Source organism: bacterium (assembly GCA_037128595.1).
Taxonomy (GTDB): domain Bacteria; phylum Verrucomicrobiota; class Kiritimatiellia; order CAIKKV01; family CAITUY01; genus JAABPW01.
Genome location: JBAXWB010000023.1, coordinates 23,816 through 41,398, shown reverse-complemented (window position 1 = coordinate 41,398; position 17,583 = coordinate 23,816). Strand labels below are relative to the sequence as shown.

The window sequence follows — 17,583 nt, the reverse complement described above, 5'->3', positions numbered from 1 at the left end:
ACTTCAGGGACCTGCCTTTTGAAATCTTTGAATTACCTCTTCAGAGGTAAGCGCTTTGGAATACAAACGGAACGGCCCCAGATCGCCGGTATACCAGTAGGCTTCACGCAAATAACATCCGAAAAAGAATTCCCACTGGTAGGCAAAGAAGTTAAACCCCGGTCCGGAAGCGTCATATTCTGCTTCACCGGACTTCTTCCCGTTGACATACAGGATCACCTTGCCGTCGCCATGGGTGATCACAAAATGCAACCACTGATCGAGGGGCACTGACAAGGAAAGGCTGATCTTATTACCGTGAAACAGGTTATTCTGCCACACGAAAAGGCATGTATTAGACTTGGCGTTGAACGCTTCGAAACACGCCCTCGGATTATCCCGATAGTGAAACACCATTCCCCGGCCTTCCTCTTTTCGGGCCGGCAGATGCGGTCGCGCCCAAAACTCGTAAGCGAACCTCTTAAGCGGAAAAATCGGTTTATAGGTATCGTTCCCCGTGGTGCCAGGCGGCGAATCGCTCGGTTCGAGCACCGCCTTTAGCGGAAGACGCCCCATGCTATTGGAACCATTAAACGAGATGAACCTCCGGTCGTCCTTCTCCTGCTCCCACTGCACATTGGTCAGTTGCAACGCGTGCCCATTGCGGCTTTCGTCATAAACCGCCTTGCCGGGCTTGACGTTCATCGGTAAGTCAATCAGCACCTCTTTGTTCGGCTCAAACCCTGAGGGTACAGGGAAATTCGTGACCTCCGGATTTTCCCCCTCTTTGAGGGCGCTAAAAGCCACGTCGTCCAGCCATACGGTTCCCGGTCCGTCCGCTTCAAAAATCACATCCGTGCAATCGCGTTGCGCCGGAGCGGTGGTAATGAACGAGAATGGGGTCCAGTCCTGGTCGCCCAAGCCACCCATATAGAATGCTTCGATTGGCTTTTTATCGTAGGCATACTTGACCTTCAACTCTGCTCCCCGTCCCCGCAAACCTTTGGTCTTAAACCAACCGCGCACCCACCAGCGCTTGGCATTCTGCTCGATGATGTACTGGTACATGTGCAGCGCGGCCTTGTCCGGCCCGTCAATGCGCAGGGAGGCCCGATCGCCATGCCCCGTGGTCTCGTCGAGCACCCCACCGCCCCAGACCATCGTGGCGCCCGGATCCCGCCAGGTCGTCGTCTTGCTGAAAGAAGTGCCGCGCGGATCAAAGGGAATAAGTTTCGTGGCATCCTTAGCCATGGCGTCCGGCAGCTGGGACTGGGCAAACAGTTTATCCGCTTCGTCCGGCGGGAGGGCCGTCAACGTCATGTTCAGCGCGCGCTCGGTTCCGGGCGGCAGGGTGATGCCGTCCCCCACCTCCGCGTGATGATAGTCATAGCCCCAGGTGCACTGCGAAATGACGAACCCGCGGTTCTTGGTTTGCTCCCAGCCAATCTCAGTTTCAAAAGCCGGGCAGGCCGCCGGATCAGGATAGAGAAAATCCTTGAACTTCCCCCACGCCATCTTCGGGTTGTTGTAGGCCTCAAGGAAATCCACAATGGGATACCGCCGCCAGGCATCCCCGACGCCCTGATAAACATTCCACCGGTGCCCGGCCGAGTTCCAGCGGTGTATGACTTCCGGGCCGGCGGTCCGATTGTTGTAGCACAGCGGATCCAACCACTCGAACGAGCTCAAATTTACCAGCGGCTGGTCGCCGACCTTCATTTTTCCCCGATATTCGTAGCGGTAAACCCCGCGCGTGGCATCGAATCGAACCGTGACCGTGTAATCCGTGTGGGCCACACCCGGCTTCTCGGTCGCAAACGAAAAGGTGAGGGTCTCCCCGCCCCCCTCAATCTTAAACGCGTCGGGGAACTTCCCAACCAGCGGCAGCAACCCGATCTCGCTAAGGGCGGGGCCGATCGCCGTGTAATAGGTCGGTCGCCAGCCGGGTTTCAGCTTCACCGCCTCGTGCGTCAGAGTCTTGTCCCGCGGATTCTGGTGAAAGTAACTGATCGGTTCATTCCCATCGTAGAGGACAGGCCCCGCGCCAGAAACGAAATGGAAATCGGGTTTGTGGGGTGGCATCGCGGCAGACTCGGCCTTAACTTTTTCAAGGGAGAAACTCTCGATCGACGTCGTGCTCTGGTAAACCGCCAGCCCCGCCTGACCTCCGGTATGCGGCAGGGTTCGATCCCAATAATCCAGCACCGCTTTACCCTCTAAGGACACCTGAAAATGTGCGCCGCGGGCCGTGATTTCCAAAGTATGCGGCTCGTTCACCGTCACCGCGCAGGGAACGATCTGAAGAAAGGCACCCGTGGAGTCCCACAGGGCGAGCTGCCCGCGCGTAGCGGAAACCTGAACGCGGTAAAAGTTCAAAGGGTCTTTGAACCGCAGCACCACACCCAAGTCCCAGCCCGGCTGATTTTCCCCCCAATAGAAACTCCAGCGGGAACAGCCGCCCGGCAGAGAAAAAGGCGTGCCTGCGCTCTTTTGCACCGTGAATTTCAAGGTGACTTTCTGGCCCCCCCCCTGGTCCCCCGGCAGAAGCCGCGTACTCCATTGCGCACCAGCACCTACGGCTGCCAGAATCCCCTCCTTTTCCGTCCACGTACCGGTCGATTCTTCTGGCGCAAGATATTGAAGTGAACGGGATTCCGCCCATTTACCCAAAGGCACCGTGGACCAGTTGTCAGCTTGGCTTGGGGCCGCAAAACAAATGGCTAACCCAACGAAAATCACTCGTGCAACAATCTGATACCTTTTCATAAATCTCCATTTCCAGTTAACTTCCAACAAAGGCGAACCGGACCGAACAAGCCGGACGGTAGCGGCTTGGGGCCGAACAGATTCTCGGGGGTGTTGATCACCCGCACCTCGAGTTGAACCTCGGTTCCGCCGGCCATCTCCGGCAGGGTGAAGCGCCAGGGCGGATTGACCCGTACCCCGAGTGAGTGGCCGTTGATGAAAACAACAGCGGAATTGGCAAGCCGGCCGAGATCAAGAATCGACATCCGTGCCTCGCCCCAATCAGGCAAACGCAGTGTCTTCCGGTAGATGCCTTCGCCCGCAAAGCAGGGAAAGCCCTGTCGGGTCCAGTCGCCTGTGTCTAACTGGTCGATGGGCGGCGTCAGGCTCGGCCTGGCACGTTGGGGGCTCACCGTAAAGGCCCCAGCCAGATACGGATTCCATAGACGGTGGTCGTTTTCAAGAAAGATGCCACCCGTCTCAAATACCACGCGGTTCAACCCAGGCCGCAGCAGCGCGGCAACATCGGCTTCGAAAATCCAGTGGTCGAGGATGGTGCCAGGATGGAACGGTCCGGCCAGTTGCTCGTTGACCCACACTTTAAGCCGGCTGGAATAGCGCTGGCAAATCAACTCCGCCCGTGTCATCTCATGATCCACCAGGAGCCATACCGGACCACTGAGTTCGCACGCGTGTAAGGTGAACGCGTGGCGCTCCTTGCATTCGGCATACTGGATAGCCCCGTTCCGGAGTGGCAGGATATTGGGTTTATTGGTGGTAAAGGCCCAGGGGCCACTCAGTGCGAGGGTCTGCTCCGGCATGGACGCACCTGCCGCTGGCACCACCGGATACGGGGGGGCGGCGGCGGTGGAATCTGCAACAAACACGACGGTCTCCGCCGCTTCGAGATCGAGCCGGAAACGGCCATGGTCCGCCGTGACCGTAGTGGTGGCCGGGGTCGATTGTTCCAAATCAAGACGGAGCAGTGGCCGCGGATCACGAATCGTGACACCAAGGTTTCGCTGAGGCTTCGCGGAGCAGTTGTGCAGAAGATAGAAGCGCCTGCCCCATTTCTCCCAGACGCGCGAGATCACCTGGCAATGTGAATTCCGGACCTCAAGCGGTTGCGGCACCAGCGCACGCAGCCGGACATCGAGGCGCTGCCAGAGTTCCGGCGGCGCAGGCACCGCCTCGTCCGCCGGCACGAACAGCTCAAACGGAAGATCGCCGGCAGCCAGATCAGTGAGCACCCCGGTGACCGGATCATAGACCGCATCAGGTCGCTCGTACAAGCAGAGCACCGAACCACCGTTCTGTGCAAACTGCCGCAGGGTTTCGAGCGTACGCTGCTCGATGACGCGAATAGCCAGCAGGATTACGCACCGAACTGTGCAAGTCGACTTGCCCTTACGGGTGGGCACCCGAAGCGTGCCTTCCGCCACAGTGGCCTGCTGAAGCACGTCCTCAGGCAGGATTTCATGCACCACCTGCCGGTACAGCAGTTCGTTCACGAGATCGCGGAAGGTGGCTTCGACCCGATCGACCACGGCTCCAAGATCGGTGGCATCGGGTTTCGTTTTCGACGCACCCAGTTCGAGGTGGGCTTGGAGTGTCGTCGTCGGGTGTAGCACTGCGACTTCGGCCACACTCTCCCATCCGGCGGTGAGGAAAGAGAGGCGGCTTGCCCAGTCGGTCCAAGCCCGGCTGTAGTCCCACATCGGGTTGTGCAAGTGATCCGGCGTACACTCCCATTTACGATTGCCGGCAATGGAGTAGTACAAACCATGCGGCACAAACAGATCGGCGCCGAGTGCGGACAGGAAGCCGACAATACGACGAACCTCACCCAAGTCCAGCCGCCAGCCGGAAGCGAGCCCGAAACTTTCGCACATAACCCGGGGTGAGTCATAAAAGAGCGCCGCCGATGCCGTGTTCCGGATGCAGGCGGTGAGGCTCTCCGCCCCCGCGATGCCGCGCGGGTATTCGAACAGCGAGCCCCCTTTGGTTTTCGGCCCAAGTTGATCGACGGCGTTCAGCGACTGGTGCTTCATCACCGCGAAGTAATCGCCAATCTGGCGGATATGTTCGCCCATTCCATCCTCAAGGCAGTAATGGCCGGTACTGAAAATGCGGGCATCGTCGCATACCGTGCGGATGGCTCCAACAAAAATACGGATGAACTCATCACCGAGGAAGCGCCAGAAACGCAGGCGGCTTGCCCGTGCTGCGGGTCCGGACAGGAACAGCCAGGGAAGCAGCGGCTCGATCCGCGAGCCTTCTGCCGTCAGGAAGCGCTGATCGAATTCGCGGCTCCAGGGAATGGCACGCCGGATATGACCAAAATGGGCGCAGGCGTTGTCGGTAAATATGCCGCGTACCTGTTCGCCCAGATCCGCGCCAAAACGTTCACGGTACCAGCCATGCGTTTGCCGGATAAAGGCGCCAGCCACTTCGGGATCAAGATAATCGGGGTAGCTCTCAAATAAAATACCCGGGCCAGGTTGATAGAGATGCTCGACAAGCACGAGCACCACAGCATCGCCCGCAAACGGGTTTCGCCATTCCAGGTGCTGGCCTGTGAGTTGCGGCAGCAGGTTGATCGGCTCAGCGGGCGGTGATGATGGCGTGGCGGGAACGGCAAATGTGTAACGCGGAGCCTGCGCCAGCTCCAGCCTGACCGTGGCGCCGGGGGCGACACGCTCTTCGACCGACACCACCAGTGACCGCATCGAGCGACCGGGGAACTGCTCCAGGATTTTTCCGCCAGCAATACCGCTGGGATAATGGTTTTCATCGTAAAGCCAGGTGTCCAATCCCTGCTTTTTTGCTTCGTCAATCGCCACGCGCAGCGCGTCTTCCCACTCCTGTTCGAGATAGCGGGAACGCAGGCCGTCACGGCCATGGAACATGAAACCGCCGTACCCCTTATCCGCCATTTCCCGGATCTGGAGTCGGAGTTCGTCCGGCTGCAGAAAATGATTCATGAACCAGAAACTGACCGGGCGGAACTCGGCGGGGACATTTTCAAGCGCGTTTATGAGCTGTGCTGTTTCCATTTTGTACTCTTAGTCTATGATTCGGTCTATGAAAACCCGTGATTAATGGCTTGTGAGACTTGTCAGGCACCGCACGCGAAAGCCGATATTGTCGGCCACGCGGGTCGGGGGTGCGCTATAGCGGGCGGCGAGGTTACACATGCGGAAATCGTTATCCCAGCCGCCGCCGACGATGATGCGGTTCTCGCCTTTCTCCGCTGCGGCGGCACTGGAGGACGGCGCCACAGAGCTTGGGGACTGATCCTGACCGGCAGACCAAGAATCCTGGACCCATTCCCAAACATTGCCGAGCACATCATAGAGCCCCCAGGCATTCGGATTCTTTTTCCCGACCGGCTGAACCCCCTTGGGCAAGGCATTCGCATAGATGTCCCGGCATACCGCCACCTCGGAAACCCGCATCTCGTCATCATTGCCGTAAGGAAACAAAAACTCGCTCCCCGCACGAGCCGCGTACTGCCACTCCCGCTCCGTTGGAAGCGAATAGGCCCGGCCGGCGGCCTTCTCGGCAGGCATTTCCGAGAGCTTCCGGCAGAACTCCAGGGCATCGTTCCAGCTCACCCGATTCACCGGGCAATACTTGGAAGACTTTCCAGCGGATGGATTCGCCCCCATAACCTTCCGGTACTGGGCCTGGGTGACTTCGGTAACCCCGAGATAGAATTCCCGCTCGATCTTCACTGTGAACCCTTTGGGTTTTGGAAAGAGAAACGCCGGCTTAATCTCGCGCCCATAACAGAGATAACTGCCGGAGGGGATGCCAACCAATTCCATGCCAATGGAGTTGGTAAACCGCTTCAAGGCCGGCGGCGTCTGCGTCGTTGAAACGATCGCGCGGGCCTTGTTCTCCTCAGCCGACAACCCCATGACGCCAGCACTCAGCAGTATTATCATGCTAATTAATCGCAATTTCATTTTTCCTCCTTGATGGTGAATTTCTGGCGGCCGCCGGGCGACAGAATTGCGGTATCAGGCAGTTTGCCTCGAAGGCTCCAGCCGGCATTCCAGGCAAAGGTCGCCGCCCGCGGCTTGTCCGTGGGATTGTTGACATCAATGATCCATTCCCCATTGGCCATCCGGACGGCATCGTACCAGAGTTCCGGATCTGAACAGGAAATCGGGTGCCCGCAGAAAAATTCCGTTCCGTGTTTGCCTCGCCAGAGCACCACCCTACCCACTCCGTCCGGATCCACCCCGATCGGGCGGACCCGATTAGTGCCGATTTCATGCCAGTAGGCGGTCCGCCGGGTAGTCAGTCCCCGTACTTCCAGTGGGATCCACTCACACGGAACTGACCTGAGGTCTTCCGCTTTGAGCGTAACTGCGCCTTCTGCGGCAATAAAGGTGTAAGGAAACCGATTGGTTACAAGTGCGCCAATGCCTGCTTTAAGACCTGAAGGTGCCAGCAACTCATTGATCGCGACCTCCGAGGGCGGTCCGCTCAAGGCGTACACTTCCCAACGGTAGGCGGTGCCCTTTTCCGCTTTCGCGTCGGCCACCGGCCAGCCAACATCCAGAGTGGCCTTGCCATTCGACGCCGAGAGTTTATAGGTCAGTCCTTTGCCTGTAACCAGCCAGCAAGCGCCGGTTTTTCCAGTTTCCGAGGTAAGGGCGAACAGGCCACTTTCCGGCACGTCGCCCGTCTGTTCCAAGGGTGGGGCGCCTTTCACGGGCAGGGATCCGCTCAACCGCTTGCCGCTGATCCGGAAGTCATAGGAACCTTGGCCGTTCACATAGTCCCGGGTTTCCCGCAGGGCTGAGACCCACGGTTCCTGAAACGTGACAGGAGCCGTCAGGATAACCTCACTGGCGGAATGCCCGATCCGCTTCCAATCAGGCAAACCAATCGTCCATTGATTGGGAATCCCGCGGTTCTCGGGATAGAAGGGTTCAAGCGGTTTGGGGAAATCCCAAATGGTATCGATCGCCCCGGGGAAATACTCTTCAAGATAAAATATCGAGCCGCCGAAATCGCCACGCCAGCGGTAGTCAGTCTTGGAAATGGTCATCTCCTCCATCGGCCAGGTGCGATAATAGGTCGTCCATGGTTTACCGAAACCATAGCCGAAGGCGCCTGCCGTCTCTATACGTGTATCGAGGTTAACTTTCAACGCCAACACGTCCGCAGAAATGACCGGACGCGCCCAACGTGCCATCAACATGGTTTCCCGGCCCTGCTGGGTGGTGTAGGGCCCCGGATGGGTATACCAGGCGCCCTGCCCTTGGTTGCCAGTCCCGAAGTTGCAGCGATCGGCGCAAAGATAATGACGATTCAGCCAGTTCTCGGTCTGGATTTCCGGGGAGACGGCAATCCCACCCGCCTGATCCTTGACGACCAGCACCAGATGGCGTGATTGACCATTGCTCAAGTCCAAGGTGGCCTCAAACTGTTTCTTGCCGTCCGGGAGAAACCGCCGATACACCCCCTGATCACCATCATAGACCACGATTTCCTTCAGCCCGACCGGAGATTGTGCCGCCAGGCGGATCCGGTACCGGTAATTATCGATGGCAAAAAAATCCTCCTCGCGGCGCGCCACATCCCATCGAGGAATGACATAAGAGTAGGTTTGACTGGAACTCCAATTCAAGATTTGCGGGCCGGTCGTGGCACAGATGGCGGAGGCTCGTCCGCCATAGCAGTAGGTTCCGCCGGTATCGATGGCTGACCCGATATTTTTCTTCCCGCCCAAGGTGGTCACAAACGGCCCCCCGCGTTTCACCACGCCGGCAATCTCGGAAGGATCCGACATCAGGGACAGCGCCATCGGGCTGATCACCAGCTTCTGGCTCTGCAGGCGGAGAAAGACCGGCAGCGTGTCCTTAATATCATCAATGACGCCCTTCCGGTCCCGTGTAAATATCGACATGGACCCGAAAGCCCGGTGCGCCCAGGCTGGCGTCAAGTTGCTCTGGTGCGAAAAGAAACCCAGGGTCATCAGAGTACGCAAGGGAAACGGTTGCTCGTAGGCGAGCCACAGTATAAGTGGACCGGCCTCACTGCTGGGAACATTGCGGCTGGTTTGAATAAACCGCCGATCCCGGGTCAGGATGTTCTCTTCAACCAGCCAGAGCCAATGACGATTGAAGAAATACCCCCGGGTGAAGTTTTCATGTTCAAATTCCATGCCTGGGTACGCGGTAAATTGATCGTCTGAAAGAGCGGCACACTCCGCCTTGAGCTTCTCCCACTTCCCGGCATTCATCTTGCCCATGTCTTCCATGAAAATAATAAAATCCAATCCAGAGGCCTTGGCGGCAGTCACCCACTCGGCCACCGTTCCGCTGCCGGAGGAATACGCACTGTGCGCTCCCGCCAGTCCGCGGGGTACCGGAGGAACCATCTCGACCAGCTTTTCGCCTCCCATAGGGGTGGCGGTGGGCAGGAGCGAATCCGCCCCGGGAATAGACGGAGCCAGTCCCGTTTCAGTTGCCTGCTTCCAGTCAACCGATTCAGGAGCCCTCACCGGCTTCCTGAACAACTGCTCCCGCACGGTCTTGGCGCCCCCCAATGCTGTTCCCGCCAGAGAGGGTTCCGCCAGCCAGCCGTACACGTTGTTCAACAGTGTCCAGCCGTCACTGGGTCGATCCTTGAATCCCCGATGGAGCATAACCCCGCCTTGCGCAGGAATATAGGGACTCCAGAACAGATCCTGAGGATTCACCGAAAAAATCGCCAGTCGGCCCTGGCCCCTGGCCCGCACTGCCAACAAGGGGAGCCGCCCCCCGGGTTGCCCTTGCGGCAGGACAAAGTCGCCATACGTCGCCTTGAATGCCGAGCTCAGGATAGTATCCCGCTCAAAAGGCGATTCCGCCCAACTCACGGCTCGACTGCCCGAGCCGGTGAAAACCAACGGAGTCCAGTTCCCGTCCAATGTCAAAGGGGCAGATAATGCCGTATAATGGGCAGATGGGCCGGAGCGGTGCCACAGGGTCTTCACTCCGCGCGTGATGGGGGACTCAGCAATTTCACTGGTCCAGATATACTCGGGCGCCCCGGGCCACTTACACCAATCCACCACTTGCCGCCGTTCCGGATCCTCGACGCCCTGAAAATAGATGGTCGCCCCCAAGCGCTGCAACCATTTGAGAAATTCCCGACCCTCGAGCGGCTTCTCAACACGACACGAGGGGACAACCAGCACCCCTCCCCCTTGCTCCATGAACGACTCCAGTTTGGGCAGAAGATCCGTATCAAAATGAGGAGGGAGACCGGCCAATAGGACGATGTTGTATCGCTGTAGTTCCTTAACCGTCGGACTCTTGTCGCGCGGACACATACCCACTTCATACCCAGCGTCCAGCATCTCCTGCAAGGTCAGGGGATTCCAGTAGTTACGACCACCGCGTTCGTTATCAATGATCAGGATCGCGGGCTTCTGTGCATTGCCGGCAAGCAGGGACGGAACCAAAAAGGTAACCAAAGACATCATCGCTATAAAACAAATCCTGATCATTTTGAATTCTCCAATAAGTATTTTCCAAAATCCTTAAGCCTCACCTCGTGGCTCGGCAGACGCCGCTGAAAGCTTGCCCAATCCCGCTGGCCAACCGCGGACCAATTCAATTCGGCCAGGGCCAGGAGCCGCGGGAAAGTCTGTCGATCGACATTTTCGGGGCGCTGCCCCCAGACCGGGGCGTGAGCACCCAGAATGTGCTTTCGTTTGTCCTCGGGGAGTTGATCCGGGACCGGCTCAAATCCATAGACTTTGTCCAGAGGAGTCTTAACCATGTCATAGTCAAAATACAGATGGCTGCACGAGGAGTTAATGACCTCGTGCCCGTTTTCGATGGCGTCCACAATGGGATTTCCCGGCACATCGGTTTGCTCATATTCATCTTGCTCACCGCAGGGATGCCACTGATGCACCACCGCGCCAGCCGGGTATTTGCCGCCCCAGGCCAGCGTGTCCCACATGATCGGAATACGCCCCTTCGCAACGACAAACTTGGCCATCCGCCGCATCCCGTAGCGATAGAGCAGGTACTTCTTGGGATCGCCTTTAGCATTGCGGTGCAGCGCGGCAATCTCTGGCGAATCTTCGTGAGCCAGCGTGGCTTGCCGCGCCTGACACAGCGGACACTGTGACCACGTGTTGCCGAGATATTCATCCCCGCCAATATGAATCCAGGGTGAGGGGAAAAGATCCATGACTTCCGTCAGCACCGTCTCAAGAAATTCAAACGTCTTCTCGCTCCCCATGCAATACTCGGCCGCAATCAGGTTCTGATCCGGCCAGGTGGTGCAACCGGGCTCGACTTCCGGCCATTGCTTCCAATCCGGCTTCGCCTTGCGCCAGGGGTTGTTCGGACAAAGTAAATCGCGCATGGCCAATTGCGAGTTGATCGAATGGGCCGGCATCTCAATCTCGGGGACTACGACCACATATCGACTCGTGGCATAGGCCACAATCTCCCGGATATCTTCCTGGCTATAGACGCCCCGTGACTTTTGAACATCAGCCTGCCAAAGCCAGCGATCCGTCTCGGTCAACTGCGGATACTGCTTGATCTCAAGGGTCCAAGCGTCGTTGTCCGTCAGGTGCAAATGCAGCCGGTTCATTTTGTAGTAGGCCAGCAGATCGATGTAGCGCTTGACGAAATCTTTGGACAGAAACTGGCGGGCCGTATCCAGCATCAGCCCTCGCCAAGGGAATCTCGGCTGATCCTGGATGGAAAGACAAGGGATGTACCAAACCTCGGATTGCAGCAGTTGGCGCAGGGTCTGGCAGGCATAAAAAGCACCGGCCGGTTTGGAGGCTCGGATCAGGATCCGGTCAGGATGGATATCGAGTTCATAGCCCTCTTCGCCCAAGTTGGCATCGCCCGTGGAGAAGTGGATGAACGAGGTTGCTCCCGCGAGCGGCTCGGATTTCTGCACTTTGAGTGTGCCCCCTATCGCTGGCGACAGCACCTCGGAGAGGTACTGTGCCAACGGCAAGAATGGCGCATCGGCAGAAATGGAGGTACTCGCCTCCACAACAAACCGACCAATACCAGGCCGTAGGTGAGTTGGTGCAGGAATCACATCTGTATTCATTTGAACTCCAGCAGAAAGACGCATCCTTCCTCGGGCTTTTCCAAAATAATATTTGACCCGTCGCGCATCAGAGGCGTTGAGGGTGGCGTTAGGTCGTGGGTCCTATCAATGACGCTGACCTCACAGTTCTTTGCCGCGACATCCACGCCTGCCATATCCATCTTGATCCTGCACTTGCCGGTGAAATTGCAGGAAACCAGTACGGCTAACGAACCGTGATCGTTGAGCCCGGCCAGAACTTTTACGAACTCGTTCCCTTTGTCGTCAACAGCGGTTGCTTTCACCCTGTTGGCATATTTGGTGATCCTGTTGAAGGCACTGAGCGCGTAATAACATTTCTTCTTCCCGCCATAGGTATCGAATATCCCAAAGTACGCCATCGCACTGCTGGTGTAGAAGTTGGCCATGTCGGCGGGCGTATCCTGGAGTCCGCTCAGCACAGCACAGGTATAGGCGGCGGCATCAGGTCCATTCATGTCTTCGGCTGCCCGCCGTTTACTCTCCGCTGATGACGCGGGATTGAAGGCAATGCTGAAAGCCCCGACACCAGGATAATGCCACTCGTTCAAGTGCAACTCCGTCTTGGTGAAGCCATACTTGTCCAGAAGTCGCCGACAGGTGGCCGGACCGGGGAGCAAATCGGTCTCCAGATTCGGCGAGTAGGAATGCCAGGAGAAGAAATCCAATGGCGCATTTTCCTTTCGACACGCCTCAAGAAACGCCTCGATCTTGACGAGTGGCAGATTGGCGACCGCAGGACCCCCGACCTTTACCTGTGGGAAGCGGGCTTTAATTGTTTTTGACGCCGTAATGTAGAGGCGAATGTAGTCTTCCCAAGTCCCGGACCACAGCGGCGCTCCAATATTCGCCTCGCACCAAATCTCCCAGTATTCAATGTTGTAATGGAATCCGTTATCCCAACCCTCGTTGTAATGAGCGATGATGTTGCAGCAAATCTCCGACCACTTCGCATAATCAGCCGGAGGGAACGCGAAATACTTATTCTTGCTGTGCTCTATGGCGACGCCTAGGCGGTAGAGAATCTTAGCCCCGGTAGCGAGGCATTTTGCAATGTAATCATCGGTCTGGGGAAAGTAGTAGTTGGCAGGATCCCTGGGATCGAGATGGAAGAGTGGGAAAATATGATGAATATCGACCAGCCTAAGCCCCCCCTGTTCCCAGGGGACGTCGTGGAGACGCATGAGGGGAATATCCAGCGCCTTGAGATCGGCGGTGTTGTCCTGGAGGTTTTCCGTCGCCAACGAAGGGCCTAAATTCGTCCCGTGCAACCTTCGGATTTTTCCCTGCGGGGACTTAACGTCGACCTTCAGTTCGATGCTCTCCGGCTTCGCCAGAAGATTCGCCCCGTCCCCAAGTGAAACGGCCAGAACCATCCAGAGTGGCCGGCTGGGGACGGTCGCTTCCGCGCGAAGGCGCAACGCCTTAATGACTTTCTCCGGAACGGGGTTCTTGATCGGAGCGGCATAGACAAAGATCCAACTGCTCGGATTCGCATTCTTACCGCTGACGGTGAGACGTTTGGCTTCGCTCGCCGGCCCGCCATAGCGGAACGGCGTCAGATTCTGCCCGTTGAGGATTTCAACGGCTTGGACGCTTCCGTCAGTATAGGCGAACTCTAAAACACCCACCGGTCTATTATCAGCCATAAATGTACCGGCATGCAGAAGATAGACCCAGGCGGCCTTCCGGCCCACCTCAATTGCGACGGACTCCGCAAAGGCCGGCTCTCCAGCTCTTAGCCCCACAACGTCCGGGCATCCCGAGACCGGCGAATTATGGAGTTTGAAGTCCAAGTCCCAGACGCGCATGCTTGTCGGCGAAAAGCCGCTGATGTCAATGGAGCCGTCGTTGGCCAAATTGAGCAAGCCCCCCTTGTCGCCCTGGGTCTCGCCAAGAACCTTATTCACCACCGCTGACAGATCCAACGCTACTGTATTTGATTTCTCGCTTATACTCATCGAAACACTACTCTTTCGCTTTAAGGAAGTTTGGCTAACGGAGATATCCTCTACCGGTAGAGCCTGAGATGTAATAACGCCCAATACCATTACCACTGACGAAATTTGCATCCATCCTAAGAATCGGCTCATTATGTTATCCCTCACTCTTTAACTTCGATGAATTGGCCGGCCTTGATATCCATCGTCTTAGCCTTGAACGGGAAATCCGGCAGATCCATGCTGTTGGTTAAGGTCACTTTCAGATCCTTGTCAGTCGGGTTGTTCACCTGCACGCTGTAGGTGCCCCCATGAAAATATTGCCCATCTTTCCTGGCAGGATACTTATGGTCGCCAAGGATGGCCACAACGACGACCACATTGGTATTGTCCGCCACCACGGGATGTCCGACGGCGACATCGGTCTGTTGGCTGTAATCAGGATCAAAACGGGCGTAGGCAATGCCCTGATAGACGCCTATCGGCCGCGCCAACTTACGCGTCTTGTCGTAACTGACGGCGCTCCAGTGGTCGTTCATGCCGAAAACCCGGACGGGCAGAACCCACTGCAGATTCTGCTTCGGCTTCTGCATGGAGAATTCAACCGCACCATTTTGCGATTGAAGATCGCAGAATCCGAGGGTCACGGGAAGTTGCTTCCCTCGCGTCAGTTTCATCGGGTACCCCGGAGCGCCATCAAGGCCCATATAATCCGCCAGTTTCTTGTAACGCCAGACACCAGTCAGTTCAGGAACTTCCCCGTGGACACTTAACCTGGAGATCTTGATTTCCTCTCCCGCCTTGACTTCACGGCCTTCCACATCAGCCATCAGACAGATGTTACCCGTGCTGAAATCGACCAGCCAGGGAATCTCCCCCACATTGTAGAAAATAATCGTAGACGCACCAGACCGGGTGCCATGGATGGCAAAGAAGCCTTTGGGCTCAATCCGTGTCTTCCCCTCCTTTGCCAGAGCATTCCAGCGTTTGCAGGACAACGCATCATTGTTAGCAGTAAAAATGTCAGATAGGGGCTGGCTCTTTTCATTTTGGCAGATGCTAAGGACCATTTCATTTCCAGGAATGACTCCATAAGGACCAAACCGATACCCCGCAATGGGCAATGCCTTGAGCGTCTGGTCCTGCTTGAACCGGTAGGTCGTGGTGCTGATATTGGGTGCAATATCTCCCCTTGCCGAAACTCCTGCCAAGGATGGAATGTACGGATCGGCGTGATCAAAATGACTGCGGAAGGACAGGTAGTCGATCCGCAGATCATACAATGTGGTATCCACCAACGGTCCATAGGTTCCCCACGGGCCCCAGATCTTTTCCGTTACCGGAAACATCTTGCTGCAGCGGGTACTGAGCCAGGTCACATCTTCGCTGACAAGTTCCTGCAAGGGCCGTGTGACCAGGGTATTCGTGAATTTCCCCGCGGAGGATTCGAAGGTCCGGGCACCAACCGCTTGAGGCGAGGCGTAGAGGTTGAAGCTATCCATCCCTTTTCCTGAGAAATTAAATCCCTGCTCTCCCGAGACCCAAGGAAAAAACAAGGGGCCGCGTCCATAGGCACCGTTGACTCGGTCTCCACAGGTGTAATGCATATTCATATGGTTCCGGTCGAACTGTTCACCGCTCACCGCCACGCCCCCGTCAACATCGCGCACTTCCAGGACCAGATTTTTCTGCTTGTCGTGGTTGAGCATGAACACCTGCACGTAGTCCTTTTCGCCATTGAGACCGATACGCATGTAAGTCTTCAGTCCATCCCGGATCCTGATTTCACGGAGACCGGCTTCGCTCTTGATGTGGAGGCGAACCGGGAAAAGATAATTAGGCGTGAGATAATTCTCGGCGTGGCCTTCGTAATCCCGGTTCATACAGTTCCAATCCACGATCAGCGGTCCATTGGAAATGAACGCGGCCGGGCGCCAAAGATAGTTATACCAAATGGCACTTGGAACGTCCGCCAGGGTTTTCGCAGACACGTAGGTAAGCAAATGCTTTTGATGGACCGCCGCCTCGAGCATCGCCGGTGAATCTAACAGATCGATCGCCAGCGGTTGAGCATTGGCCGCGGCGTTCTGAACCTCCAGATAGGATTCCAGGTTCTCCTTGAGCCCCTCGGTTTCCTTGCCTCCTTCGTACAGGATCAGTCCGACGGAGTTGTACAATTTCATGTTCCACATCGCGGAAATATTGGATTTTGTGAACCCGAAATAACCCAGCGTGTTCTTGTTTGCTACATGGCTCAGCATAAAACTGATATGAGGAAGGCCGGAACTTTTCTTACGGGCCTGAACGTCAAACATTTTGCCGTCCTCTGTCAGGAACTCCTTGCCGGGCCAGACCAGCGTCATGCCGAAATAATGCTGATGGTTACCGCGGTTATCTTTGACGTAGAGGCCGGGGATGCACAGAAGCTGCTCGTCGGAACTTTTGGCGCATTGCGTTTTCAGCTCTTCGAGCTTATCCGCCGTCATATTCTCAAACGTTTCGAGAAAAACGATGTACTGCAGGCCGGCCTTTTTCGCGGCTACGGCGTAAGCGGCGACCGAGCCCTGCGCACCCGACAGTTCGGTTCTGGCGCCAATGATACCGCGCCAGGCGGGAAACGGATCAGGGTTGGACGCCTTGCGCCACTCCGTCATCAGCGCCTCATCAAGTGTCGTGATGGGGCTGGGCCCGGCAACAGGTTCATTCACTCTGGACAAGTCCTGGACATAGCCACCCAGTTTTCCGTTCTCCAGACTGGGCGCGCTGAGCCACTTGACGGTATTGGACAGTAGACGACGGAAGTGGCTGGGTTTACCCAATGCGCCTTTCTCGAGTATAACCCCTCCCTGCATGGACTCCTCATCGCCTTCAAGGTTCCGGTGTGTGCCCGCCACCCAGGTATATTTCCCCCTCATGACATAGATCGCCATCCGTCCGTTTTTGTAGTCGCGCACCGCAAACAGCGGAGGGGCGCTGTCACAGGCGCTCTTGGACATCGCCTCCTGGCACGCAACGTCCTGGAAGCGGACATTTTCCACGGTGGTGTAGGCGGTCTTTGAGCCGCGCACAAGGACATTCCAGGGTTCTGGCGCGAAAAGGGCATACGCAGGCATTCCGCGACTGCCCTCATTCCATTTGTCGCCTTTTGGAATGGCCGGATACCAGAGGCCTTTTACCTCTTCGGTCACCGGATGGGGCTTCACATTATCCGTGAAATAGACCTGTTCGTAAAAAAAGCCAAAACGCAGGGCGAAATCCTCATTTTTCTCGCGCAAGGCCTGCTGGCGCAAATAACTGACACCGAACCGGGCCATCAGAAGTTTTGTATACTCAGAAATGTCGGGTGCCGAATCACTCATCCCTTCGACATCCGTGGCTATAAGCACGCCGCCACCTTCTTCCATGAATTTATCCAGGAGGGTGAAGAGCGCCTCCGCCGACGGCTTCTCTTTCTCATTGGTCGCAAAAAAAGGCTGGAGCACCACCACCATATTGTATTTTTTCAAGCGCTCCCATTTGAGAACTTCCCGCGCCCCCATGTAGTCAATCTGATAGCCTTCACGGAGATAAAACGAGCACACCAAAGGGAAATCGATACTGTTCGCGCCGGATTCATTCAGAACCAATACGGCAGGTTTCCTGACGGCCGCTTCCTCAGACGACCTCGCCTGACATGACATCACCGCGAACACCATCAGTGCCGCGCCTACTAGCCTCCACTTGATAAAACAACTGCTCATTGTCTGCTCCTATTTTTAGACCTTCGCCGGAACGATTCAGGCAAACCGCCCCTCACCCTAGCCCT

The 17,583-nt window shown here is 56.7% G+C and carries 7 protein-coding genes; all 7 read right to left on the bottom strand.

Translation table 11 applies throughout. The annotated features are described in order from the left end of the window. Positions 1 to 3: 3 nt before the first annotated feature. Positions 4 to 2,745 carry a LamG domain-containing protein gene (locus WCS52_13850; GenBank protein MEI6168263.1) on the bottom strand — a complete coding sequence of 914 codons (2,742 nt, stop codon included), beginning with the start codon at positions 2,743 to 2,745 and terminating at the stop codon, positions 4 to 6. Further along, entirely contained in the window at positions 2,742 to 5,780 is a 3,039-nt protein-coding gene (locus WCS52_13845) for a hypothetical protein (GenBank protein MEI6168262.1), read from the bottom strand. The genes WCS52_13850 and WCS52_13845 overlap by 4 nt, the downstream gene beginning before the upstream one ends. Before the next feature lie 42 nt (positions 5,781 to 5,822). Continuing rightward, positions 5,823 to 6,695: a formylglycine-generating enzyme family protein gene (locus WCS52_13840; protein ID MEI6168261.1), complete on the bottom strand. Its 873-nt coding sequence runs from the start codon at positions 6,693 to 6,695 to the stop codon at positions 5,823 to 5,825. Further along, entirely contained in the window at positions 6,692 to 10,213 is a 3,522-nt protein-coding gene (locus WCS52_13835) for a hypothetical protein (GenBank protein MEI6168260.1), read from the bottom strand. The genes WCS52_13840 and WCS52_13835 overlap by 4 nt, the downstream gene beginning before the upstream one ends. Positions 10,214 to 10,233: 20 nt before the next feature. Continuing rightward, positions 10,234 to 11,820 (bottom strand): beta-N-acetylhexosaminidase, encoded by a 1,587-nt coding sequence (locus WCS52_13830; GenBank protein ID MEI6168259.1) that lies wholly within the window; start codon positions 11,818 to 11,820, stop codon positions 10,234 to 10,236. Beyond that, complete coding sequence (locus WCS52_13825; protein ID MEI6168258.1) at positions 11,817 to 13,799, bottom strand: hypothetical protein; 1,983 nt, start codon at positions 13,797 to 13,799, stop codon at positions 11,817 to 11,819. Before WCS52_13825 ends, WCS52_13830 begins: the two co-directional genes overlap by 4 nt. Positions 13,800 to 13,942: 143 nt before the next feature. Next, positions 13,943 to 17,518, bottom strand: coding sequence for a hypothetical protein (locus WCS52_13820; GenBank protein ID MEI6168257.1), 3,576 nt, complete (start codon positions 17,516 to 17,518; stop codon positions 13,943 to 13,945). Positions 17,519 to 17,583: the final 65 nt, after the last annotated feature.

What these genes read in the sequence shown, in the direction of transcription:
- WCS52_13850 (MEI6168263.1), bottom strand. Translation starts at nt 2,745, where the DNA reads ATGAAAAGGTATCAGATTGTTGCACGAGTGATTTTCGTTGGGTTAGCC.
- WCS52_13845 (MEI6168262.1), bottom strand. Translation starts at nt 5,780, where the DNA reads ATGGAAACAGCACAGCTCATAAACGCGCTTGAAAATGTCCCCGCCGAG.
- WCS52_13840 (MEI6168261.1), bottom strand. Translation starts at nt 6,695, where the DNA reads ATGAAATTGCGATTAATTAGCATGATAATACTGCTGAGTGCTGGCGTC.
- WCS52_13835 (MEI6168260.1), bottom strand. Translation starts at nt 10,213, where the DNA reads ATGATGTCTTTGGTTACCTTTTTGGTTCCGTCCCTGCTTGCCGGCAAT.
- WCS52_13830 (MEI6168259.1), bottom strand. Translation starts at nt 11,820, where the DNA reads ATGAATACAGATGTGATTCCTGCACCAACTCACCTACGGCCTGGTATT.
- WCS52_13825 (MEI6168258.1), bottom strand. Translation starts at nt 13,799, where the DNA reads ATGAGTATAAGCGAGAAATCAAATACAGTAGCGTTGGATCTGTCAGCG.
- WCS52_13820 (MEI6168257.1), bottom strand. Translation starts at nt 17,518, where the DNA reads ATGAGCAGTTGTTTTATCAAGTGGAGGCTAGTAGGCGCGGCACTGATG.